Origin of the sequence: Xanthomonas sp. NCPPB 1325, from assembly GCF_041477645.2 — a bacterium.
Taxonomy (GTDB): domain Bacteria; phylum Pseudomonadota; class Gammaproteobacteria; order Xanthomonadales; family Xanthomonadaceae; genus Xanthomonas; species Xanthomonas cannabis.
Window position 1 is genome coordinate 2,548,421 of record NZ_CM192985.1, and the last position, 22,708, is coordinate 2,571,128.

The window sequence follows — 22,708 nt, forward strand, 5'->3', positions numbered from 1 at the left end:
GCGGCTGCCGGCCCTGAAACACCTATAAAACCCAAAGACAAGCGCTCCCGCGGCATGCCGTGGTGTTGCAGCGCTGGAAACCCTGGTCAGGCCTGTCCGCGCGTTGCGCGAAGGGCCGACAAGCTGTTCCAGAGGCGAAACGTCACGGCGTTCCGCGCGGTAGAGCGCGTGAGGAACGCAACAATGAAGCGAATGCTAATCAACGCAACGCAGGCCGAAGAGCTGCGCGTGGCGATTGTGGACGGCCAGACCCTGTACGACATCGACATCGAACAGCCGTCCAAGGAACAAAAGAAATCCAACATCTACAAGGGCCGCATCACCCGGCTCGAGCCTTCTCTGGAAGCGGCGTTCGTGGACTATGGCGCCGAGCGCCATGGCTTTCTGCCGCTGAAGGAAATCTCCCGCGACTATTTCCAGGCCGGCGTCGACCATAACAAGTCGACCATTCGCGAGCTGCTGCGCGAAGGCCAGGAAATCGTGGTGCAGGTCGACAAGGAAGAGCGCGGCAACAAGGGCGCCGCCCTGACCACGTTCATCTCGCTTGCCGGCCGCTACATGGTGCTGATGCCCAATTCGCCGAGCGCCGGTGGCGTTTCGCGCCGGATCGAAGGCGAAGACCGCGCCGCGCTGAAGGAAGCGCTGGACAAGCTCGACATCCCCGACGACATGGGCGTGATCATCCGCACCGCCGGTGTGGGGCGTGACGCCGAAGAACTGCAGTGGGATCTGGACTACCTGCTGCAGACCTGGAAGGCGATCGCCGAGGCCGCGCTGAGCAAGCCGGCCGCCTTCCTGATCTACCAGGAATCGCGCCTGATCATCCGCGCCCTGCGCGACTACCTGCGCGCCGATGTGGGCGAAATCCTGGTCGATACGCCGGAGCTGTACGCCGACGCCCAGGAATTCATGAAGCAGGTGATGCCGCAGAGCCTGCGCAAGCTCAAGCACTACACCGACGATATCCCGCTGTTCAATCGCTTCCAGATCGAATCGCAGATCGAAGGCGCCTACGAGCGCAATGTGCGCCTGCCCTCGGGCGGCTCGATCGTAGTGGACCAGACCGAAGCGCTGACCGCCGTCGACGTGAACTCCTCGCGCGCCACCAAGGGCAGCGATATCGAAGAGACCGCGTTCCAGACCAATCTGGAAGCGGCCGAAGAAGTGGCACGCCAGCTGCGCCTGCGCGACCTGGGTGGCCTGGTGGTCATCGACTTCATCGACATGGCCTCGTCCAAGCACCAGCGCGAAGTCGAAAACAAGCTGCAGAACGCGCTCAAGTACGACCGCGCCCGCGTGCAGCTTGGCCGCATCTCGCGCTTCGGCCTGATGGAAATGAGCCGCCAGCGCCTGCGTCCGAGCCTGGGCGAATCGAGCCAGATCGTCTGCCCGCGTTGCGACGGCCATGGCCGCATGCGCAGTGTCGAGTCGCTGTCGCTGTCCATCATCCGCGTGGCCGAAGAGCACGCCATGAAGGAAAACACCGGGCAGGTGCTGGTCCAGGCCCCGGTGGAAATCGCCAACTACCTGCTCAACGAAAAGCGCAGCGCGCTGCGTGAGATCGAGCAGCGCCACGAGTCGCCGATCATCATCGTCGCCGACGAGCAGCTGCACACCCCGCACTACGAAGTCACCCGCCTGCGTGAAAACGAGCTGGGCGAAGACAGCGGCAAGCCGAGCTACCAGCGCGGCACCCCGCGCAAGCTGCCGGTGCATGCGCTGACCAAGGCGCAGTTGAACATCCCGGCGGCCCCGGCGGTGACCTCGATCAAGCCGAGCCAGCCGGCGCCGGTGCGTGAAGAGGCCCCTGCCCCGGTGGCGCCCGTCGCGGTACCGGCCCCGGTGGTGACGGTGCCGATCCCGGCGCCGGTCACTGGTGTGGTTGGCTGGCTGAAGCGCATCTTCGGTGGGGTCGAGCCGATCGCGCCAACGCCCGAGACGACCCAGCGCCCGCGGCAGAACGATGCCGGCCGTAATCCACGTAACGAGCGCGGTGAACGTGGCGGCCAACGCCGTGACGGACGCGATGCCCGCAATGGCGGCAACGGCGGCAATCAGCGCGGCAATGGCAACGGCGCCAACAAGGAACGTCGCGACGAGCGCCGCCAGCCGGCCAATGGCCAGAACGGCCAGGCCGCGCAAAACGGCGCCCAGGTCCAGCAGCAGGTGCAGGCGCCCAAGCCGCCGCGCAACGAGTCGCAGGCACCGAAGCAGCAACAGCCGCAGCAGCAGAAGCCCAAGCAGCAGAACCAGGCGCCCCGTCCGCCACGTGCACCTGCACAGCAGGATGGCGCACCGTCCGAGCGGCAGCCGCGTCCTGCACGTCAGGATGAAGGGACCGCCTCGGCGCAGACCCTGACCTCGACGGCAGCAAGTGCAACGACGACGGGTGTGGTTGCAGCCATCGCTGAAACCGCTGCGCCTGCCACCGTGCAGACCAGCACGGCTGCGGCAACCCAGTCGCACCCGGTCGAGGTTGTGGTGAGCGAGTCCACGGCCGATCGCGGCAGTGATGCGGTTGCGGATGCTCCCGGCCAGGAAGGCGCGGGCGATGATGCGGCCAATGGCGAAGGTGGAAGCCGTCGCCGCCGCGGTCGTCGCGGCGGCCGTCGTCGTCGTCGTGGCGCCGGTGCAAACGGTGAGGGTGGCAGCAACGTGGATGGTCTGGAGACGGACGATCTCGATGGCGATGTTGACGGTGATCTGGAAGGCGACAACGACGGCGACGAAGCCAATACGCAGGGCCAGGCATCTGCCGCTCCGCGTGCGGGTCAGCCGGAGTTCGACTTCGATGACGACGCTCCCGCGCCGGCCACCCGCACCAGGCCCGAGCCCGACGCTGCGGCACCGGTGAAACCACGCCCGGTTCCCAAGGAACGTGCGGAAACCCAGTCGGGCAGCGATACCGCCGCGACGACGGCGCCAGTGTCCAACGCGACACCGTCGTTCGAGCAGCAAGCCACAGCCCCGGCTGCCGCCGCAGCGGAGCGGGCACGCAATGACGCTGCCGTCGCGGCAGCGCCGGCGCGGACTGCGTCTGCTCCGGCAGCAGAGACTCCGGCGACATCGCAAGAGGTCGCTGCGACCTCGCCCGGAGCTCCGGCCCCGATCGCCAAGCAGGCGTCGGCAACCGAGGCAACGCCGGCCGCCAGCTCGGCACCAGTGGCGGTTGACGCCACTGTGCCCTCGCCCGCTGCCGAGGTACCTGCGGTGACGGCGACACCGGGCAGCGCGGCAGCGCCTGCCGCACCGGCGGCTGTCACCAAGCCAGTCGCGCCAGCTGCTGCACCGTCGTCGACGAGCGAGCCGACCGTTGTCACGCAGCCGACGCCAGTCCCCAAGGCATCGACTGATGCCGCAGCGTCCTCAGCCGGTACGCCGGACCGCCTCACCGCAACCGTGCCGGAAACGTCGGCAGCGCAGCGGGAGCCTGCCAAGCCGTCGGCATCGACGTCGGTGACGGCAGAGCAGGCTGCTCCTGCAGCGGCTGCATCAACCGCTCCTTCTGCGCAGGCCGCCGTGGTGACCGCCAAGGCACCGCATGCCGAGCAGACCGGTGCAGTCGTTCCGTCCGTCGATGTCGCAGTGACCTCGACCACGACGGTGCCGCAGACGCCTGTTGCAGACGAAGCACCCGCTCCGGTACGCAAGCCCTACGCGCCGGTGCAGACGACCATGCTGGACGCACTGGCCCCCAAGGATGATGCAACACCTGCAACGTCTGCTACGCCGGTCCCGCCCAAGGCGCAGCAAACGCAGCCGGCAGCGGTAGCGCCTGCAGCTACGCAGCGGCCGGAAGCCGACGCGCCGAAGGCGACCGTTGTTGTCTCCGAAGCGTCCAAGCCTGCAGCGTCGTCGGCCGATGCCGATGCCGATGCCGATGCCGAGGGTGCCTCCAAGGAAGATGGTGACGCCGACAAGCCGCGTGACCAGCACTGATCGTTACGCCGGCCGCACTAGCTGACCTGCATTAGCCGGTCAGGAAGCGTCAAGACACAGCGGCCTTCGGGCCGCTGTGTTTTTTTGCGCTTGTGGTGCCGCTGTGTTTTTGTGCGCGTGTGGTGCTGATAGCGCTGAAAGAACAACACCAGCGCAGGCCACTCTCGTTCGCACATCACACCGAGAGCCTGCTCTCACACAGCCGTGCCCTGCAGCGGCTACATCTGTGCGGGCCAGCGGATGCTGATCGAGCATGAAGCGACTTCAGCGCTCTTGTCGTGAGAACTCCCGGAGTGCAGCAGGCGCCGCTCTACGTCGTGGCTGCAGGCCATCGCTTAACCACCTGCCAGTCCTGATCCTGTCGCTTGCTGCGATGGACGCTTTTTTCGGCGTGTAGGCGCTGCCTTAATCAACGGAATCGCCTCGCCCTGCGCTGCGTGCTGCGACGACCGCTTACAAGCCACCGCCAGCGGGATCCAGGGCACCAGCCAGCTTTACGCATTCTGGAACCGGTAACCAGACCGATTCAATCCTTGCAGCGCAGTGCTCAGCCAGCGACGGCCAGGCGTCACATCGTGCGGGCAGGATCAGTCAGGCCGTATTGATTTGCCAGACGGGCCAACGCGATGTTGTCCTGGATGCCGACCTTTTCGAACAGGCGCGCCTTGTGCGTATTGATGGTCTTGGCACTGAGATTCAGGCGCTTGGCGATGTCTTCCTGGCGCAGGCCCTGGGTCAGCAACAAGGCCACCTCCAGCTCGCGTGGCGACAACGCATCGAAGGGGGACCCGCCACCTTCGAGATTGGACAGCGCCAGATTCTGTGCAATCGTGTTGCCCAGATAACGCCGCCCCAACGCCACCTCGCGTACTGCGCGCAGCAATTCATGCGCATCGCCCCCCTTGCCCACGTAGCCGGACGCACCGGCTTCGAGCAAGCGCTTGGGCAGCGGACCATCCTCGAGTACGGACACGATGATCACGCGCGTGCCGTAATCGCCCTTGACGATGCGCTCGGTGATTTCAAGACCGCTCACGCCGGGCAGGTGCAGATCGCACAGCACGATATCGGGCTTGAGTTGACGAATCTGCGGCAACGCGGCTTCACCGCTCTCTGCCTCACCCACCACGTCGACGTCCACTTCCTTGGACAGGATCATCTTCATGCCGGTACGCACGAGTGCATGATCGTCGATCAGAAAAACTCTGATGGTCATCCTTGTTGTCCTCGCTGTGCGGCTGGCTGATGCAGCCTAGCTCCGTGAATAATTCAGGGCAAGCTCGATGCAACGTATTACGCTCAAGTTAGAGCGAACTGCACGCATTCCGACGTGTAGTACCACGTGGCGGCTCTGTAGTGCAGCGTGTTGACATGATGCGAGCGCCTGCAATGCCGGCTGCATCGGGCAACCCAGTCGTGCCCGGTCAGACTTTTCCTGGCTCGGTGGTCCGCGCGTCGTCCACCAGCGGCCGCAATTGCGGGTCCAGTGCAACGCGCTCATCGAAGACGAAACAGCGGCCGTCGTAGCCTTCGCCGCCGACTTCCTCGAAATAGCCCAGGATGCCGCCCTCCAACTGCAGCACGTTGTCCATGCCCTCGGCCTGCATCCACACTGCGGCCTTTTCGCAACGAATACCGCCGGTGCAGAAGCTCACCACCGTGGCATCGGCCAACGCGGCGCGGTGCGGCTCAAGCGCTGCAGGCAGGTCGGTGAACTTGTCGATCGGCAAGGTCAGGGCGCCATGAAACGTGCCATAGGCCACTTCCTGCGCATTGCGCGTGTCCAGCAGCACCAGCGGGCGACCACGATCATCGTGGCCAGTGCGCATCCACTCCCGCAACACTGCAGGGCTCACCGCAGGCGCACGGCCCGGCAGCGGCGATGCATCCTGGCGACGGAAGCTGATGATCTCCGGCTTGACCTTCACCTTGAGCCGCGCAAAGGGCTGATGCGTGCTCTGGCTGTACTTGATGCGCATGTGTGCAAAGCGGCTGTCCGACTGCAACCACAGGTAGAACGCGTCAATCCGGTCCGCCTCGCCCGCCAGAAAGAGATTGATGCCCTCCTCGGCCACCAGCACCGAGCCCTTCAGCAGGTGCTGTTCGGCCTGCGCCAACACGCTGTCGGCCAGCGGCTGCGGGTCCTGGATGGTGACGAAGTGGTAAGCCGCAGTATTGGTAATCATGCGGCTATTTTAAGGCGGCAGGCCCGAGCTAGCGAGCGCTTGGACAAGATCGAACGTGCTCCGGCCGGAACGGCGCGGCGCGGCGCGGCGCAGCGGCACGCGGCGCGCTGCTCGATGGCAGAGGCGTTGGATCTGCCGCGATCTCAGTCACATCGGTCCCGGCCCCGGGCCGCTCAGCCGCGCAACAGCAGAAACGGCAGCAACACCAACGAGGCCACGACCAGCATGCCCAGTAGCGTGGCGATCACGAAGACCGGGCGTTTGCGCAGCAATGCGCCAAAGGTTTCTGCGGTACCGGCGGCAATCGCCTCCTGGCGCTGGGCGCGTGCGATCGCGCCGCGCTGTGCCTGGTAGGCACCCAGCAAGGCCTTGGCACGTGCGTGGTCCGCGTCGTCGCTGAGCCAGATACCGCCTGCGGAGATCCCCCAGTTGCTGGGCCGCGTTTCGTAGATCTGTACCAAATGCTCGCGCATCAGCGCCCGCACCTCGTCGGCCTCGTCGTCAGGGACATTGCGCAGGTTGAGCAGCAGCTTGGCCATGGGACGATGATACCGGGAGCCAGGTGCGATAATGGCGGCCTTCCTTCACGGACATACCCATGCGCCTTGTGCTGACGCTCTGTGCCGCCCTGCTGCTTGCCAGCTGTGCGCCCGCCCTGCCGCCCTCCGGTGGCACCATCGCCAGCTTCGAACGGATCGACCACACCGCCGGTACCGGCGCGGAGGCCACGCCCGGTTCCCTGGTGACGGTGCATTACACCGGCTGGTTGTACGACGAAAAGGCGGCCGACAAACACGGCAAGAAGTTCGATAGTTCGCTGGATCGCGCCGAACCGTTCCAGTTCGTGCTGGGTGGCCGCCAGGTGATCCGCGGTTGGGACGAAGGCGTTGCCGGCATGCGCGTGGGCGGCAAGCGCACCTTGATGATTCCCCCGGACTACGGCTACGGCGACAACGGAGCAGGCGGTGTCATACCCCCGGGCGCTTCGCTGGTGTTCGATGTGGAATTGCTCGGCGTGCAGCCGCGCTGAGTGCGAAAGTGATGATGGATGCGAGCAGACCGCGGCTGACGGTCATTGGCGGCGGGCCTGCGGGATTGATGGCTGCCGAAGTGGCGTGTGCTGCCGGGATCGCCGTGGATCTGTACGAGGCGAAAGGCTCGGTGGGGCGCAAATTCCTGATCGCCGGCAAGGGCGGACTCAATCTCACCCACTCCGATCCGATGCCGCTGTTCGCCCAGCGCTATCGTGAGCGCACGCCAATGGTGGCGGCGTGGCTGCAGGAGTTCGATGCCGATGCATTGCGCGCCTGGGCGCGCGAGCTGGGCGTGGAGACCTATGTCGGCAGCTCCGGGCGGGTGTTTCCGATCGACCGCAAGGCTGCGCCCTTGCTGCGCGGCTGGGTGCGTCGCCTCAAGGACCAGGGCGTCACCTTTCATGTGCAGCATCGCTGGCTGGGATGGAACGCTGACGGTGCGCTGCGATTTTCCACACCTGACGGCGCTATCGACCTTCAGGCGGATGCAACGGTGCTGGCACTGGGTGGCGGCAGTTGGCCGCAGCTCGGCTCCGATGGCGCCTGGCAGGCCCCGCTGCAGCAGCACGGCATCGCCGTGCGCCCCTTGGTGCCGGCCAACTGCGGTTTCGATCTCGACTGGAGTGCGCATTTCGCGCAACGGCATGCGGGCGCACCGCTCAAACCGGTGGTCGCGCATTGGCGCGACAGCACGGGCGTGCAGCACGCGCTGCAGGGCGAATGCGTGATCACTGAAACCGGGATCGAGGGCAGCCTGATCTATGCGATCGCGGCCGAGCTGCGTACGCAGATCGGGGCGCATGGCGCAGCCGAATTGGTGCTGGATCTGCTACCCGACCGTTCGCTGGAACGCGTTGACACCGAGTTGGCCAGGCCGCGCAAGGGGCGTAGCTTCAGCGAACATCTGCGCCGCCAAATCGGTATCGAGGGCGTCAAGGCCGCGCTGGTCTATGAACTGCTCGGCAAACAGGCCGGCGACGACTCGGCGTTGGTGGCACGCACGCTCAAGCGACTGCCGCTGCGGCTGCTGCGGCCGCGCCCGCTCGCAGAGGCGATCAGCTCGGCCGGTGGCGTGGAACTGGAAGCCCTGGACGCGCAGTTGATGGCGCTGGCGCGCCCCGGCGTGTTCTGTGCTGGCGAAATGCTGGACTGGGAAGCACCGACCGGCGGCTATCTGCTGACCGCCTGCTTCGCCAGCGGGCATCGCGCTGCGTCTGGTGCGATCGAGTGGCTAAAGCAGCACGGCAATCAACTCACAGCCGATCACTGACGGCCACGCGCGGCCACACCGATTTGACGTCGTAGACCACCGCAGCTGGCTTGCCCAGTGCAGCAATGCGCCGGGCGTCGTAGTCGCGATACTGGGCATGCGCCACCGCCAGCACGACGGCGTCGTACGCGCCCTCCTCCGGGCCTTCGCATAGCTGCACGCCGGCATGCAGCAGCGCCTCTGCAGGGTCGGCCCAGGGATCGCAGGTGTCAACCTGCACGCCGGCCGCCTGCAACAATTGCACCAGCTCCAGCGCACGGCTATTGCGCAGGTCCGGGCAGTTTTCCTTGAAGGTGGCACCCAATACCAGCACCCTCGCCTGCGCGAGCGCAACGCCGCGCATCGCCAGCATGCCGCATACCCGCTCTGCCACGTGCCGGCCCACGCGATTGTTGACTTGCCGCGCGGTGTGAATGAGGTCGGGGTGGTAGCCCACGCTTTCGGATTTGTGCATCAGGTAGTACGGGTCCACCCCAATGCAATGCCCGCCGACCAGGCCGGGGCGAAATGGCAGGAAATTCCATTTGGTGCCTGCTGCTTCCAGGACATCGAGCGTGTCGATGCCGAGCTTGTCGAAGATCAACGCCAGCTCGTTGACCAGCGCGATGTTGACGTCGCGCTGGATGTTCTCCACCACCTTGGCCGCTTCGGCCACACGCATCGAGGACGCACGCCAGGTGCCGGCGGTGATGATGCTGGTATACAGCGCATCGACCGCATCGGCTGCCTGCGGCGTCGAGCCGGAGGTGATCTTGCGGATATCGCGCAGCCGGCGTTGCCGGTCGCCTGGATTGACCCGCTCCGGACTGTAGCCACAGAAAAAATCGGCATTGAAACGCAGGCCGGACACCGCTTCCAGCAACGGCACACAGACTTCTTCGGTGGTGCCCGGGTAGACGGTCGACTCGTAGATCACCAGATCGCCCGGCTTGAGCGCGGCAGCGATCAACCTGGTGGCGCTGCGCAACGGTTCCAGGTCCGGCTGTTCGAAACTATCGATCGGCGTCGGGACGGTGACGATAAAGATGCTGCACGTCGACAGGTCCTCTGCGGCCGCGCTATAGCGCAGCTGCGTAGCCGCAGCCAGTTCGCCATCGTCCAGTTCCAGCGTGGCATCGTGCCCTTCGCGCAACTGCGCAACCCGCTGCGCATCGATGTCGAACCCCAGGGTGTCGCGCTGCTCGCCGAACGCCACTGCAAGTGGCAGGCCGACATAGCCCAGTCCGATGACGGCGATGCGTGCGTGCTGCGGTTGGACAAGCGGGGTGCCGGACATGCAATTCCTTGAGATCGCGCGATCGGTTGCCGCGCAGCTGTGCGGCGGCAGCATAGCGCACGCGGGTTTTGGACCGGCAGTGGGCGCGATCTTCGTCTAGAGATTCACAATCGCCGCGCAATCAGGCACGCTATCGCCATGCCCGGGTGGCGAAATTGGTAGACGCAAGGGACTTAAAATCCCTCAGCTGTGAGGCTATGCGGGTTCGACCCCCGCCCCGGGCACACTCCACCGCAGCGCAAATCTGCTGCTGCACCGATGACGTGAGGCACCGTCATCCGAGAGCTGACGGAGTTGACTTCGCGACAACTCAACGTGACGTTCTTTCACTGTCTGCAGCTGTGGCTGATCACCTCATGCTGAAGCAGGCCATAGCGGCCATGAGGTGCGGTGGCATTCTGTCAATCGGCACTGACCCCTTTCGCAGTCATCATCACGAGCGTCGGCGCCACGCTTGGTGAGACCCGAACGGCATCCAAGATCCAGTCGAGGCAGAAGGCGGCTACCGCTACTCGGTATGCGTCGGCTTCGCTGATGTAAAGCCGCATAACGACGTATCCGGGCGAGATTGCTTATGTGCGCACGGGTGCAGAGAGCTGCACTGTCGCAATGCGTTGCCGCCTAGGCGGTTGCAACTCCACATCCGGCAGCGCCCACTACGCCATCGCTCAAAAATGCTTTCCAAAGCATCTCTACCAGGCTAGTAACGGCACACATCCAGACACACAGGTACAAATAAAAAACCCTGGATATCATCTGATATCCAGGGTTCGAATTTGGAGCGGGAAACGAGACTCGAACTCGCGACCTCAACCTTGGCAAGGTTGCGCTCTACCAACTGAGCTATTCCCGCGTGAAACTAAATTGTACAGCTTGTCACTTCGTTGCGCTAGCCCTGTCATCGTTGCGATGAGAAAAAGCGCATGCGATGTGGAGGCCTGGGCCGGAATTGAACCGGCGTACGCGGATTTGCAGTCCGCTGCATAACCACTCTACCACCAGGCCGAAACATCAACCCAAGGCATCCTGCCTTGAAACAACAAGGCCCCAACACGGGAGCCTTGTCACTAACTGGAGCGGGAAACGAGACTCGAACTCGCGACCTCAACCTTGGCAAGGTTGCGCTCTACCAACTGAGCTATTCCCGCTTGGGAGGCGAAATTCTACAGCGAACAGCATAGGTGTCAACTGTTGCTTTCGATTTTTTTCGGCTTGTTGCTGATTGCGGCTTTTTCGTCGGCACGCAGGCTCGGCCAGGCCGCCTGCAGATACTGGAAACCCGACCACAGCGTCAGCAGCGCGGCGATTGCCAGCGTCCAGTAACCGGCACGGAAGATCAGATTGCCCAACCAGATTTCGTGCGTTGGCATCTGCCCCGGCGTGACCGAATACAGCAGGCAGAGCAACGCAACCATCTGCGCGGTGGTCTTGACCTTGCCGATCACCGCCACGCGCACCTTGGCACGCTGCCCGATCTCGGCCATCCACTCGCGCAGCGCGGAGACGGCGATCTCGCGGCCGACGATCACTGCCGCCCAGAACGCCATCCACGGGGTGGGATGACCCTGCACGATCAGGAACAACGCCACTGCGACCATCAACTTGTCGGCAACCGGGTCCAGAAACGCGCCGAACGCGGAATACTGGTGATAGCGCCGCGCGACCCAGCCATCCAGCCAGTCGGTGATGGCAGCCAGCGCGAACACGCCGGCGGACGCAAAATTTGTCCACGTGTACGGCAGGTAGAACACCACGACCAGCACCGGGATCATCAGGATCCTTAGCAGTGTCAGCCACGTGGGGATGGTCAACTTCATTACGGACTCGACTCGCCTGCCGCATCGGGAAGCGCCAGCCCGTGCAGGTTAGCGTAGATTCGCGCGGCAAGTGCGGCGTTGACTCCGTCCACCCGCGCGATCTCGGCCTCGCCAGCGGCCTTGAGGCCGACCAGACCGCCGAAATGCTTGAGCAGGCTGGCGCGACGTCGCGGCCCGATACCGGGAATATCCTCGAGCTTGCTGGTCATGCGCGCCTTCTGGCGGCGTCCACGGTGACCGGTGATGGCAAAGCGGTGCGCTTCGTCACGCACCTGCTGGATGAACTGCAGCGCCGGCGACGCCGCGCCTGGGCGCAGCTCGCGGCCGTCGGCCATGATCAGCGCCTCGTGCCCCGCCCTGCGCTCCTCGCCCTTGGCCACGCCTACCAGCAGCACGTTCTCGACGCCCAGGTCGGCCAGCGCGGCCTGGGCCTGGGCCAGCTGGCCGGCACCGCCGTCGATCAACAGCACATCGGGCAGTACGCCGTTTTCTTCCACCGCGCGCCGGAACCGCCGCTCGATCGCCTGCCGCATCGCGGCGTAGTCGTCGCCCGGGGTGATGCCGGAAATATTGAAGCGCCGATACTGGCCGCGCACCGGTCCGCTGGCATCGAATACCACGCACGACGCGACGGTGGCTTCGCCCATGGTGTGGCTGATGTCGAAGCACTCCACCCGCTTGACCGGTTCGGCAAGCCCGAGCATTTCGCGCAGTGCTTCGCTGCGAGCGTGCTGCGCGCTCTGGCTGGTGAGCTCGGTCACCAGCGTCAGCTGCGCGTTGCGGGTCGCCAGCAGCAGATAGCCGGCACGCTCGCCGCGCACGTTCCACTTCAGCGCGACCTTGTGTTCGGCAGCGGCGCTGAGTGCGGCTTCGATCAGTTCGGCCTCGGGGATTTCGCGATCCAGCAGGATCTCGCGCGGCGGCGAATGCTCGGCGTAGTACTGCGATACGAATGCGCCGAGAATCTCCTCGGCGCTGTCCTCACCGTTGGTCTTGGGAAAGAACGAGCGCGTGCCCAGGTTGCGACCATCGCGGAAGCTCAGCAGCAGCACGCAGGCCTGGCTGGACTGCGTGGCGCAGGCCAGCACATCCAGGTCGGCGGCGCGGCCATCGACGTACTGGCGGTTCTGCATGCTGCGCAACGACGACAACAGATCGCGCAAGCGCGCAGCACGCTCGAATTCCAGCGCCTCGCTGGCCTGCTGCATCGAATGCATGATCTCTTCGCCGAGCTGGTCGCTCTTGCCTTCCAGAAACATGGTGGCGCGGCGCACCGACTCGGCGTAATCGGGCGCGGCCACCAGATCCACGCATGGGCCACTGCAACGGCCGATCTGATACTGCAGACATGGCCGCGAGCGGTTACGGAACACGCTGTCTTCGCAACTGCGCAACTTGAACAGCTTGTGCATCAGGCTCAGCGTCTCACGTACGCCGGTCACGCCGGTGTACGGGCCGAAGTAGCGCCCCTGCACGGCACGCGGGCCACGATGCAAGGCGATCCGCGGCCAGTCCTCGCGCGTGAGCAGCACGTACGGGTAGCTCTTGTCATCGCGCAAGGACACGTTGTAGCGCGGCGACAGCGACTTGATGAGCTGGTTTTCCAGCAGCAGCGCTTCGGCCTCGCTGCGGGTCACGGTGACGTCCATGCGCGCCACCTGCGACAGCATCGAGGTCAGCCGTGCATTCTTCGGCGTGCCGTTGAAATAGCTGCCCACGCGCTTGCGCAGCGCGCCCGCCTTGCCGACGTACAGCAAGGTGTCGTCGGCCGCATACATGCGGTAGACGCCGGGCGCGGTGCTCAGCTGCGCAGCAAACGCTTTTCCATCGAAATCGGCTTGGGGCCTTGCGTTCATTCGTCTATCGCAACATCACTCAGTACGCCGCTTGCCAGGTCGTAACGCAGCACGGCATGGGCATCGGTTTCGGCAATCCAGACCGCACCGGCGGCCACCGCCAGACCGGCCGGGCCATGCAGGCGCCGCGGCAGCTCGACCGTGGTCAGCTCGCCGCCGCCCAGGCGCAGGCAGCGCAGGCGGCCGTTGCCGGTGTCGGCGATCCACAGCAACGGCGAGTCGGCGGCCAGCGCGATGGCTTGCGGAAACTGCAACTGCGCGGTGCCGCGTGGCCCATCCTCATCGCCGAACTGCCACAGGCCCTGCCCGCCGACCAGGGTCTGCACCAGGTCACCGCGCAACTGCATGGTGCGGATCGACGAGCCCAGTCCATCGCAGACGTACGCCACTTGCTGCACTGCCGCCAATCCTGCCGGTTGCGCGAAAGCTGCGAGATGGCCGCTGCCATCGCGGATTTCAAGGGAGCCGGTGCCGGCGCGCGCACTCAATGCCGCGCGACCCAGGTCGTAGCTCCAGATGCGGTTGTCGCCGGCCATGGCGATCAACACCTGGTTGTCGGCAACGGCCAGACCCTGCGGGTAGTTCAGAGCGGACGCGCCGGCGAACGCCAGCGGCCCTTCGACCGGCTCGCCAGAGCGACCGGTGCCGCACAGGGTGTCCACCTGCCCGCTGCGCAGGTTGATGCGCCGTAACGCGTGGTTGCCGGTATCGGCGACGTAGAGCTGGTCGCGTTCCAGTGCCAGGCCTTGCGGGCGGCGGAATGCGGCTTCGCCGATGCCGCCATCGATGAGGTCGGCGTTGCCATGTCCGAACTGACGCAGCACACGGCCGCCATGCGTGCACTCGAGCACGCGATGGTGGCCGGTGTCGGCGACGTACAGACGGTCTTCGGTCGCGGCCAGGCCGGTGGGAAAGCGCAATGCCAACCGCGGCTCGGGGTCGCGCTCGGCCACGCCCTGCAGGTCTGCATCGGAAGGCGGCTGCTGGCCGTCGCACAAGGCGGCCAGCGCCCTGTCCAGATCGCCGGTGACGCCGACAAGACGCTGGCGCTCGCGCCCGTAGGCGTCCAGCAGCACCAGCGTGGGCCAGGACTGGATGTTGAACCGGCGCCAGGTTTCCCAGTCCTTGTCGAGCAGGATCGGCGCGCTGACGCCGTGGCCGCGCAACTGCTTGAGCGAGCGTTGCGGCAGACGCTCGCTGTCGAAGCGCGGCACCTGCACCACGATCACCTGCAAGCGCCCGGGGCTGCGTGCCTGCCATTGCGCTAGTTCGGCCAGGCGTTCGGCGCACCACACCGAGCTGGCGTTGACGAAGGCCAGCACGAGCGCACGGCCGCGATGTTCCTGCAAGGTGGACGGCCTGGCGTTGAGCCAGGTGGGAAATTCCGGCAGTTCCTGGGTGAGCTGGGCATTCATGCGGTGATTATGCCCAAGCGTGATTAGCCTCGGGTGAGTCTGGCCACCGTCTGCCGCGCGGCGGTATCGACCAGTTGCCAGACCTGCTCGAAATCCTTGCTGCTGCCGGTATATGGATCGGGGATATCGTCACGTGTCTCCACGCCGGCCCACGGCAACCACAGTCCCACCTTGTCGCGCAGCGTTGCGGGGGCGATCCGTTGCAGATCACGTAGATTGTTGCCGTCGGCGCACAGCAGCCAGTCGAAGTGCTCGAAATCCTCGCGCAGCACCTGACGCGCACGCAGGCCGGAAATGTCGACACCATGCCCGCGCGCGCAGCGGATGGCGCGCGGGTCCGGCGGATCGCCAGCGTGCCAGTCGCCGGTGCCTGCCGAATCGACCTGGATGCGCCGCGACAGCCGCGCCTCGTCCAGCTGCGCGCGGACGGCGCCCTCGCCCATCGGCGAGCGGCAGATATTGCCCAGACACACGATCAACAGCTTCATGCAGAGGCCACGCGCGCCTGGGCACGGGCCAGATCATCGGGCGTGTCGATGCCCGGCGGAAACTGCTCCGGCGTCAACGCAACGGCGATGCGATACCCGGCCTCCATCACCCGCAGCTGCTCCAGCGATTCGAGGCGTTCCAGCATGCCCGGCGGCATGGCCGCAAACCGTTGCAGGAAACCGGCGCGGTACGCGTAGATGCCGATATGACGCAGCCACTGCCCGTCCACCGGCAGCTGCTCGGGTTGGCTGGCGAAGCTGTCGCGGTGCCAGGGGATCGGCGCGCGGCTGAAATACAGCGCATCCCCGCCTGCGGTGCACACCAGCTTCACCACGTTCGGGTCGAACAGGTCGTGCGCGGTGTCCACCTGTGCGGCAAGCGTGGCCATGTCGGCACCGGAGTGCAGCAGCAGCTCGGCGACTGCGCGGATGCCGGCAGCAGGCGCAAAGGGCTCGTCGCCTTGCAGATTCACCACGCAGGTGTCCGCATCCCAGCCGGCGATGCGAGCGCATTCGGCAAGGCGGTCGGTACCGGAGAGGTGCTCGCTACCGGTCATGGCCACCTGCACGCCCGGCACGTGCGCGATGGCTTCGGCAATCCGCGCATCATCGGTGGCCACCCAGACCGCGCGCGCGCCGGCCAGCAGCGCCCGCTCGGCCACATGCTGGATCATCGGACGATCGCCGAGACGTTGCAGCGGCTTGCCGGGCAAGCGCGTGGACGCGTAGCGCGCCGGGATGGCGACGACGAAATCGGCAGGCGTTGGGTTGGTCATGCGTATGCGCTCTGAACGGCGGAATGGTGGGATGGATGTCGGCAGGATGATCGCAGTGCGCCTGCCCGCACAACGCGCTTCTGGAAAACTGCAACAGCGCGCCACAAGGCCGACGTCAGGCTGGTTCGCAGTGTAGTGGCTGACCTGCATGGAACAGTGCATGCAGGGGTGTTGCGAGTGCGACGATGGCAGTGCGACATGCGTGGCTGCCACGGAGCGGATGATGCCTGCGCACTTGGGCACCAACCCCCACGCTCCTATCCGCGCCTCGCGCGCTACACCGCGCCGCACGGCCGCAGTTCATGCGCCTTGGCGGCTTGCCAGCTTGTTCAAGCGGTCCAGCAGGCTCACCCAGAACGCAGCAGGCAGGTCTGCCTTGAGCGGCACGCTGTACAGCCACTCGTCGGCAAATGGCCGGCACTTCACCGCGTCTTTTTCGGTCATCAGCACTGGCAGGCGACTGCCGAAGCTGAAATCTTCAGCGCGATACACATGGTGGTCCGGGAATGCATGCGGCACCACGCCAATGCCGCGTGCCCGCAGCATCGCAAAGAACCGCTCCGGGTGCGCGATGCCAGCCACCGCATGCACGCGCTGCCCGGCCAGCATGCTCAAGGGTTGCGCGCGCTTGCCATCCATCGGTTGCACGCTGTCGATGCTGAGCCGCATCTGCCACTCGCCGAAACCGGAATCGTCCGGCGCCTGCGGGGCCGCGGTAGCGCTGGCCTGGCCCAGATTGACCACCCGAAAATCACAATCGCGCGCACGCGCGGCCGGTTCGCGCAGCGGCCCGGCCGGCAGCAGCCGGCCATTTCCGTAGCGGCGCTGGCCATCGACCACTTCGATCTCCACGTCGCGCGCCAGCCGGTAGTGCTGCAGACCGTCGTCGCACACGATGATGTCGCAACCTGCTTCCACCAGCGCCCTGGCGGCAGCGACGCGGTCGCTGTCCACGCGCACGCGCGCGCCGGTCTTCCAGGCGATCAGGACCGGCTCGTCGCCGCCCAGTGCCACCGGGGTATCGGCATCCACCCAGCGGGCCGTGCCTGCGTCATCGCGACCATAGCCGCGGCTGGCCACGCCGGGCGTCCAGCCGGCATCCTGCAACTTGGACACCAGGGCAATGGTCAGCGGGGTCTTGCCGGTGCCTCCAGCGGTGACATTGCCGACCACGATCACCGGCGCCGGGATGCCATGCCGCTTGCGCAAGCCACGCCGGTAGACGCTGCGCCGCAACGCAATGGCCGCGGCGTAGATCGGTGCCAGCAGGCGTGCGGCCAGCGGGATCGGGCTGTTGTCGTACCAATAACCCGGGGTGCGGGTGCCGCGCTTGCTCATGCCTGGCGTTCGCGGAACTGCATGCCGTGCAGATGCGAATACAGCCCGCCCTGCGCCAGCAATTCGCTGTGGGTGCCGCGCTCGACGATGCGGCCCTGGTCCATCACCAATACCTGGTCGGCATGTTCGATGGTGGACAGGCGGTGTGCGATCACCAGCGTGGTGCGGTCGGGCATCAGCTTGTGCAGGGCATCCTGCACCAGCCGCTCGGATTCGTTGTCCAGCGCTGCGGTGGCTTCATCCAGAATCAGGATGGGCGCATCCTTGAGCATCGCACGTGCGATCGCCAGGCGCTGCCGCTGCCCGCCCGACAGGCGACCGCCCTTCGTCCCGACATGCGACTGCAACCCCTCGGGCAATTGCGCGACGAACTCCATCGCATTGGCGCCCAGAATCGCACGCTCCAGTTGCCCGGCATCTGCGGTGCGCATTTCGCCATAGGCGACGTTGTCGGCGATGCTGCCGTCGAACAGCATCACCTGCTGTCCGACCAGCGCGATCTGTCGACGCAGATCGGCCAGCGCGTAGGCCTGCACCGGATGTCCGTCGAGCAGGATCTGCCCTGTCTCGGCTTCGTAGAAGCGCGGGATCAGCTTGATCAGACTGGATTTGCCGCTGCCGGAGCGACCGACGATCGCGGTGACCGTGCCGGGCTGCGCGACGAAGCTGACCTCGGCCAGCGCAGGATTCACCTGGCCGGGATAGCGTGCGGTCACATCGCGAAATTCGATCAAGCCCTTTGCGCGGGTGAGCGGCACCGTTCCCTGATCGGGCTCGTCGGGGCTGTCGAGCACCGAAAACAGGCGCTCGGCGGAGGCCAGCCCACGCTGCACCATGTTCTGCACATTGGTGAGCTGCTTGAGGCCCGGAATGATCGTGAGCATGGAGGTCATCAGCACCACGAAGTCGCCGGCGGTCAGCCGCCCGGCCAAGGCCTGTGCACCTGCCACGAACAGCAGCGCCGACAGCCCGATCGCACCGATCATCTGCACCGTGGCGGTGGAAATGCCGCGCGTAGATTCGACCTTCATCGCCAGCCGTAGATTGCGGTCGGCCAGCGTGCCATAGCGCTCCATTTCGGTCTGTTGGGCGCCGTAGATCTTGACCTCCTGGTGGCTGGACAAGGTCTGGTCGGCGGCCTGCAACAAGTGCGCGCCGCTTTCCTGGATGCTGTGGCTGATGCGCCGATACCGGCGCGCCACCTTGTCCATCACCCAGGCCAGGACCGGCGCCAGCACCAGGATGGTCAGGGTGACCTGCCAGCTATGCCACAGCATCAGCGCCAACGCGCCGATCACCTGCAACGACTGCTGGATCATCACCTTGACCGCATCCACCGCTGCCTGCGCCACCTGATCCGAGTCCGAACCCAGACGGATCAGCATCGACGGCACCGGCTCGGAATCGAACCGCGAGCCAGGCAGGCGCAGGTACTTGGCCATCACCTTGACGCGCAGATCGCGCGCGATGCTGCGCGCGGATTTGCCCATCGCCATGTCGGTGATGTAGCCGGCCACCCCACGCACCACAAACAGCAGGATGATCTGCACCGGCAACCAGCGGCTGACCTCGGCATTCTTGTAGATGAAGGTTTCGTCGGTGATCGGCTTCATCAACGCCAGAAAGCCGGTGGTGCCTGCTGCTTCGATCAACGCGGCGATCAGTGCGGCGACCAGCAACAGCCGGTACGGCTTGGCGAAAGCCAGCAGGCGACGGTACGTGCGCCAGGACGAGACTGGCGCCGGGCGGTCGGTGGAGGTGGTCACTGGCGGGTTCCGTTGGTACGTGTCGTGCCGGCGCTGCCGGTCTGGGGCGCCGTGGCGATGGCAATGCGCCGGAAGCCGAGCTGCCCCAACGCATCCTGCGCAGTGACCACGGCCTGGTACGGCGTCCGTGCATCGGCGCGCATCAGCACCGTCTGCTCGCGGTCATCGCCGGCAATCTGGGCGATGGTCTGCTTGAGCGAATCCACATCCGCGCGCAGTACTTCCTGATCGTTGATGAAGTAATGGCCATCGGCATTGACCAGCACACTGAGCGCGCGCGGCGGCGCACTGGTGTTCTGGTCGCTGGCAGTGGGCAGCTGCAGTTGCAGCGTGGAGCGTGCGTCGAAAGTCGTGGTCACCACGAAGAAGATGATGAGGACGAGGATGACGTCAATCAATGGCACCAGATCGATGTGCGGCTCGTCCTGGCTTCGGTCACTGCCGATGCGCATCCGTCAGCCCTTCGCCGTGACGGGCTTGGCGACTGCCGGCGCCGGCACTGCAGCCGAAACAACCGGTCGGCCGTCCATGGTGTCCAGCAGCAAGGTGGCCTCCTGCTCCATCTCGATGATGTAGCCCGCAATGCGCCCCTTGAAGAAGCGATGCGCCATCAATGCCGGCACGGCGATGATCATGCCGGTGGCGGTACAGACCAGCGCCTTGCCGATGCCGCCGGCGAGCTGATTCACATCGCCCACGCCGTGATCGAGGATGCCCAGGAACATCTGGATCATGCCGACCACGGTGCCCAACAGCCCCAGCAACGGCCCGGCCGACGCAATCGTGCCCAGCGCATTCAGATAACGCTCCATGCGATGCACCACGTGGCGACCGGTGTCCTCGATCCGCTCGCGGATCAGATCACGCGGCCGGCCACGCACATCCAGCGCGGCGGCCAACAACGCGCCCAACGGCGAGTTGCGCCGCAGCGATTCGATATGGGAGGGGTCCAGCTTGCCGCGTGCGGCCCAGTTGCGGACCTCCTCACCCAGCCCGGGCGGTGTCACCTCGTTGCGGCGCAAGGTCCACAGACGTTCCAGCACGATCGCCAAGGCGACCACACCCAACAACAGCAACGGCACCATCGGCCAACCACCCGCCTTGACCAGCTCCAACACGATGTGATTCCTCCGGCAGCGCGGCCGCCTATTCGCTCGCCGATAGGATAGCAGCCGACCGCCGCCGTTCCGCAGCATCCCACAGCCGCGCCTGCCAGCGCCGTCGCTCGCGGACCTGCAGGCCATCGGCGCCGAGCCAGACCCTGATTGCGCCGGACTCGGCCGTATCGAGCACCTCCGCGCCACCGCCCTGCCAACGCTGCACGACCTGCGCGCGCGGATGTCCGAAGCGGTTGCCGTACCCGGAGGACACCAGCGCCAACCGCGCACCGGTGGCAGCAACGAAGCCGGCATGCGACCCATCTGCGCTGCCATGGTGCGGCACCACCACGAGGTCGGCGTGCAACGCGCCCGCCTGCGCGCGCATCAGCCGGCGCTCCACCAGCGCGTCGATATCCCCCGGAAGCAAGGCGCTGACGTGTGGCGTCTGCACCAGCAGCACGCAGCTGGATTGATTGCGCAAATACGGGAAATCGGCACCTGGATGCAGGAAGCGAAAGCGCACGCCATCCCACTCCCAGCGCTGCCCCGCATGACAGCGCGCACTGACATCCAGCGGTGCGCCGGGTGGCGCCAACGTGGCTGCGACCGGCAACCCCGCGCGCACCGCGGCATAGCCGCCGGCATGATCGGCATCGGCATGACTGAGCACGAGTGCGTCCAGCCTGCGCACCCCGAGCGCGCGCAAGGCCGGCAGGACCACGCGCTCACCGGCGTCGAAGCCGTCGCGCACCGCAGGGCCGGTGTCCAACAGCAGTGCATGCCGTTGCGTGCGCACCAGCACCGCCAGCCCCTGCCCCACATCCATCACCTGCACGTCGGCTTCGCCGGCGCCGGGCATGGCGCGATCCGGCCAGAGCAGCGGCAGCCACAACAGGGCCGCCACGGTCTTGCCCGGCGTGCCGCGCGGCAGCAACAGCCAGAACGCGCCCAGCAGCGCGGCGATCAGCGCGACCGCATCGGATTCGGGCACCCACCACAAGGCCACCGTGGTCTGCCCAAGCCAGACAAAGCCCGGCCAGGTCAGCTCGAAACACCACCCCGCCAACTGCCACGCCCAGAGCCCCGCTCCGACGTACAGTGCCTCCAGTGCGGTGCCGATCAGGCATAGCGGAACAACCACGAAGGTCCACCACGGAATGGCGACCAGGTTGGCGAACGGGCCCACCAGCGAGGCTTGCCCGAACAAGCTGACCGTCAGCGGCAGCAGGCCCACCGTGGCAACGGTCTGTGCGGACAGAAAGCCGCGCAGGATGGCGCGGTCGTCGGCCGGCAGGCACCACACCAGCCAGGCGACGCCGGCGAAACTGAGCCAGAAGCCTGCCACCAGCACGCTCAACGGGTCCCAGGCCACTACCGCGAGCAAGGCGAGCGCAAGCATCTGCGCCGTTGTGGCGCGTCGCCGCGCCACGCGCGCCGCGGCGACGACCGCGATCATCAACACGGTGCGGACCGTCGGCAAGGCCAGGCCGGCCAGCACCGCGTAGGCGGTCGCACCGATCAACGCAGCGATTGCTGCGGCGTGGATGCGTGGAATCACGATGGCCAGGCCCGGCCGCCATCGCCACACACCGGTGACTGCCAATGCAAAGAAGGCAGCCACCAGGCCGACATGGAAGCCCGAGATTGCGATCAGATGACTGAGCCCGGTCGCGCGCAAGGTTGCCCATGCGGCATCGTCCAGCCCACGCGTATCGCCCAGTGCCAGGGCGCGCAGATACGGCGCCGAAGGCCCGGGCACCTGCTCGGCAATTCGTTGCGACATGCGGTCGCGCCAGGCGTCCACACCGTGCGGCGCGACGACCTGGCGCGCGCCGTCGGGGTCGCGCACGTAGCCGGTCGCGGCGATGCGCTGCGCCAGCGCCTGGCGTTCGGCATCGAACCCGCCGGGGTTACGCAAGCCGCGTGGCGCTCGCAGCTTGAGCCGCAGCTGCCAGTGCGCTCCGGCGCGCAGGGCCGCGCGCGGGCCGATCCGGTAGGTGCCGAAGGCGTCGTACCAGGCCAGCTGCAACAGCTTGCCGCGCAATGCCGGCGACTGCGTCCGATCGGCGTCGACCCGTAGCTGGAAGCGTGTCCGGCGTTGCTCGGCCACTGGCAGGCCGATGATCCGCCCCTGTACCGCGCGTTCGCGCGCTTCGTCACCTGGCAGCAGCTGCGACTGCAGCACGGTGGTGGCGTGCCAGCCGGTGAGTCCAAACCCCAGCGACACCGTTGCAAGCCCCAGCATCCAGGCGCCGTGGCGCGGCCACCGCCACAGGCCAATGCCGATAATCAGCACGCCTGCGAGCAGGCACCCCATGTAGAGCGCGCGCGGCAGCACTGCGGGCGACCACGCGCAGCCAACGACACCCAGCAGCATGGCAGCTGCAATGGGTACCGCCGAGGCAAACCGCGGCGGTGGCGGCGCTTGTGCTGACACATCCATGTCG

The 22,708-nt window shown here is 66.1% G+C and carries 16 protein-coding genes, 4 tRNA genes and 1 pseudogene; 4 read left to right on the forward strand and 17 right to left on the reverse strand.

Features of this window, described 5'->3' with window-relative positions:
• Nucleotides 1–192 precede the first annotated feature (192 nt).
• Entirely contained in the window at nucleotides 193–3,939 is a 3,747-nt protein-coding gene (locus ACCQ10_RS10810) for an Rne/Rng family ribonuclease (RefSeq protein WP_372363105.1), read from the forward strand.
• Between the two features lie 568 nt (nucleotides 3,940–4,507).
• Here ACCQ10_RS10810 and ACCQ10_RS10815 read toward each other — a convergent pair.
• From ACCQ10_RS10815 to ACCQ10_RS10825, 3 genes are all read right to left on the reverse strand, one after another.
• Nucleotides 4,508–5,155 carry a response regulator gene (locus ACCQ10_RS10815; protein WP_372360624.1) on the reverse strand — a complete coding sequence of 216 codons (648 nt, stop codon included), beginning with the start codon at nucleotides 5,153–5,155 and terminating at the stop codon, nucleotides 4,508–4,510.
• Nucleotides 5,156–5,363: 208 nt separating this feature from the next.
• Nucleotides 5,364–6,125 (reverse strand): sulfurtransferase, encoded by a 762-nt coding sequence (locus ACCQ10_RS10820; protein ID WP_372360625.1) that lies wholly within the window; start codon nucleotides 6,123–6,125, stop codon nucleotides 5,364–5,366.
• A 173-nt stretch (nucleotides 6,126–6,298) separates the two neighbouring features.
• Nucleotides 6,299–6,664, reverse strand: coding sequence for a DUF6164 family protein (locus ACCQ10_RS10825; RefSeq protein ID WP_047694826.1), 366 nt, complete (start codon nucleotides 6,662–6,664; stop codon nucleotides 6,299–6,301).
• A gap of 59 nt (nucleotides 6,665–6,723) precedes the next feature.
• Here ACCQ10_RS10825 and ACCQ10_RS10830 point away from each other — a divergent pair, with 59 nt between their 5' ends.
• The gene (locus ACCQ10_RS10830) at nucleotides 6,724–7,155 is read left to right on the forward strand and encodes an FKBP-type peptidyl-prolyl cis-trans isomerase (RefSeq protein ID WP_372360626.1); all 432 of its coding nucleotides are present in this window, start codon (nucleotides 6,724–6,726) and stop codon (nucleotides 7,153–7,155) included.
• A gap of 11 nt (nucleotides 7,156–7,166) precedes the next feature.
• Nucleotides 7,167–8,429 carry a TIGR03862 family flavoprotein gene (locus ACCQ10_RS10835; protein ID WP_372363106.1) on the forward strand — a complete coding sequence of 421 codons (1,263 nt, stop codon included), beginning with the start codon at nucleotides 7,167–7,169 and terminating at the stop codon, nucleotides 8,427–8,429.
• On the opposite strand, the gene ACCQ10_RS10840 is transcribed toward ACCQ10_RS10835, so the two are convergent.
• Entirely contained in the window at nucleotides 8,413–9,705 is a 1,293-nt protein-coding gene (locus ACCQ10_RS10840; protein ID WP_372360627.1) for a nucleotide sugar dehydrogenase, read from the reverse strand. The two genes, ACCQ10_RS10835 and ACCQ10_RS10840, sit on opposite strands and share 17 nt — an antisense overlap.
• Before the next feature lie 140 nt (nucleotides 9,706–9,845).
• Here ACCQ10_RS10840 and ACCQ10_RS10845 point away from each other — a divergent pair.
• Nucleotides 9,846–9,929: transfer RNA gene (locus tag ACCQ10_RS10845), tRNA-Leu, on the forward strand.
• Nucleotides 9,930–10,482: 553 nt separating this feature from the next.
• Here the strand turns inward: ACCQ10_RS10845 and ACCQ10_RS10850 are convergent.
• The 13 genes and pseudogenes from ACCQ10_RS10850 to ACCQ10_RS10910 all read right to left on the reverse strand — a co-directional run.
• Nucleotides 10,483–10,558 (reverse strand) — tRNA-Gly (locus tag ACCQ10_RS10850).
• Between the two features lie 78 nt (nucleotides 10,559–10,636).
• A tRNA-Cys gene (locus ACCQ10_RS10855) sits at nucleotides 10,637–10,710 on the reverse strand.
• A gap of 67 nt (nucleotides 10,711–10,777) precedes the next feature.
• Nucleotides 10,778–10,853 (reverse strand) — tRNA-Gly (locus ACCQ10_RS10860).
• Nucleotides 10,854–10,889: 36 nt separating this feature from the next.
• Nucleotides 10,890–11,522, reverse strand: a complete 633-nt coding sequence (gene pgsA / locus ACCQ10_RS10865) for a CDP-diacylglycerol--glycerol-3-phosphate 3-phosphatidyltransferase (protein ID WP_047694836.1) — start codon at nucleotides 11,520–11,522, stop codon at nucleotides 10,890–10,892.
• Complete coding sequence (gene uvrC / locus ACCQ10_RS10870) at nucleotides 11,522–13,378, reverse strand: excinuclease ABC subunit UvrC (RefSeq protein WP_372360628.1); 1,857 nt, start codon at nucleotides 13,376–13,378, stop codon at nucleotides 11,522–11,524. Before uvrC ends, pgsA begins: the two co-directional genes overlap by 1 nt.
• Nucleotides 13,375–14,793, reverse strand: a complete 1,419-nt coding sequence (locus ACCQ10_RS10875) for a hypothetical protein (protein ID WP_179455879.1) — start codon at nucleotides 14,791–14,793, stop codon at nucleotides 13,375–13,377. Before ACCQ10_RS10875 ends, uvrC begins: the two co-directional genes overlap by 4 nt.
• A 23-nt stretch (nucleotides 14,794–14,816) precedes the next feature.
• The gene (locus ACCQ10_RS10880; RefSeq protein ID WP_372360629.1) at nucleotides 14,817–15,281 is read right to left on the reverse strand and encodes a low molecular weight protein-tyrosine-phosphatase; all 465 of its coding nucleotides are present in this window, start codon (nucleotides 15,279–15,281) and stop codon (nucleotides 14,817–14,819) included.
• The gene (gene kdsB / locus ACCQ10_RS10885) at nucleotides 15,278–16,057 is read right to left on the reverse strand and encodes a 3-deoxy-manno-octulosonate cytidylyltransferase (RefSeq protein WP_372360631.1); all 780 of its coding nucleotides are present in this window, start codon (nucleotides 16,055–16,057) and stop codon (nucleotides 15,278–15,280) included. The genes ACCQ10_RS10880 and kdsB overlap by 4 nt, the downstream gene beginning before the upstream one ends.
• A gap of 300 nt (nucleotides 16,058–16,357) precedes the next feature.
• Nucleotides 16,358–17,395 (reverse strand): tetraacyldisaccharide 4'-kinase, encoded by a 1,038-nt coding sequence (gene lpxK, locus ACCQ10_RS10890; RefSeq protein ID WP_372360632.1) that lies wholly within the window; start codon nucleotides 17,393–17,395, stop codon nucleotides 16,358–16,360.
• Nucleotides 17,392–19,161, reverse strand: a complete 1,770-nt coding sequence (msbA, locus tag ACCQ10_RS10895) for a lipid A export permease/ATP-binding protein MsbA (RefSeq protein WP_372360633.1) — start codon at nucleotides 19,159–19,161, stop codon at nucleotides 17,392–17,394. Before msbA ends, lpxK begins: the two co-directional genes overlap by 4 nt.
• Nucleotides 19,158–19,613: an ExbD/TolR family protein gene (locus ACCQ10_RS10900; protein ID WP_372360634.1), complete on the reverse strand. Its 456-nt coding sequence runs from the start codon at nucleotides 19,611–19,613 to the stop codon at nucleotides 19,158–19,160. Before ACCQ10_RS10900 ends, msbA begins: the two co-directional genes overlap by 4 nt.
• Nucleotides 19,614–19,616: 3 nt before the next feature.
• Nucleotides 19,617–20,279 carry a MotA/TolQ/ExbB proton channel family protein gene (locus ACCQ10_RS10905; protein ID WP_047694852.1) on the reverse strand — a complete coding sequence of 221 codons (663 nt, stop codon included), beginning with the start codon at nucleotides 20,277–20,279 and terminating at the stop codon, nucleotides 19,617–19,619.
• Nucleotides 20,173–22,704, reverse strand: a pseudogene (locus ACCQ10_RS10910) (DNA internalization-related competence protein ComEC/Rec2); the annotation flags it as partial. The gene ACCQ10_RS10905 and the pseudogene ACCQ10_RS10910, both read right to left, overlap by 107 nt.
• Nucleotides 22,705–22,708 lie beyond the last annotated feature (4 nt).

What these genes read in the sequence shown, in the direction of transcription:
- ACCQ10_RS10825 (WP_047694826.1), bottom strand. Translation starts at nt 6,664, where the DNA reads ATGGCCAAGCTGCTGCTCAACCTGCGCAATGTCCCTGACGACGAGGCC.
- lpxK (WP_372360632.1), bottom strand. Translation starts at nt 17,395, where the DNA reads ATGAGCAAGCGCGGCACCCGCACCCCGGGTTATTGGTACGACAACAGC.
- ACCQ10_RS10835 (WP_372363106.1), top strand. Translation starts at nt 7,167, where the DNA reads ATGATGGATGCGAGCAGACCGCGGCTGACGGTCATTGGCGGCGGGCCT.
- pgsA (WP_047694836.1), bottom strand. Translation starts at nt 11,522, where the DNA reads ATGAAGTTGACCATCCCCACGTGGCTGACACTGCTAAGGATCCTGATG.
- ACCQ10_RS10880 (WP_372360629.1), bottom strand. Translation starts at nt 15,281, where the DNA reads ATGAAGCTGTTGATCGTGTGTCTGGGCAATATCTGCCGCTCGCCGATG.
- kdsB (WP_372360631.1), bottom strand. Translation starts at nt 16,057, where the DNA reads ATGACCAACCCAACGCCTGCCGATTTCGTCGTCGCCATCCCGGCGCGC.
- uvrC (WP_372360628.1), bottom strand. Translation starts at nt 13,378, where the DNA reads ATGAACGCAAGGCCCCAAGCCGATTTCGATGGAAAAGCGTTTGCTGCG.
- ACCQ10_RS10840 (WP_372360627.1), bottom strand. Translation starts at nt 9,705, where the DNA reads ATGTCCGGCACCCCGCTTGTCCAACCGCAGCACGCACGCATCGCCGTC.
- ACCQ10_RS10830 (WP_372360626.1), top strand. Translation starts at nt 6,724, where the DNA reads ATGCGCCTTGTGCTGACGCTCTGTGCCGCCCTGCTGCTTGCCAGCTGT.
- ACCQ10_RS10810 (WP_372363105.1), top strand. Translation starts at nt 193, where the DNA reads ATGCTAATCAACGCAACGCAGGCCGAAGAGCTGCGCGTGGCGATTGTG.
- ACCQ10_RS10815 (WP_372360624.1), bottom strand. Translation starts at nt 5,155, where the DNA reads ATGACCATCAGAGTTTTTCTGATCGACGATCATGCACTCGTGCGTACC.
- ACCQ10_RS10875 (WP_179455879.1), bottom strand. Translation starts at nt 14,793, where the DNA reads ATGAATGCCCAGCTCACCCAGGAACTGCCGGAATTTCCCACCTGGCTC.
- ACCQ10_RS10820 (WP_372360625.1), bottom strand. Translation starts at nt 6,125, where the DNA reads ATGATTACCAATACTGCGGCTTACCACTTCGTCACCATCCAGGACCCG.
- ACCQ10_RS10900 (WP_372360634.1), bottom strand. Translation starts at nt 19,613, where the DNA reads ATGCGCATCGGCAGTGACCGAAGCCAGGACGAGCCGCACATCGATCTG.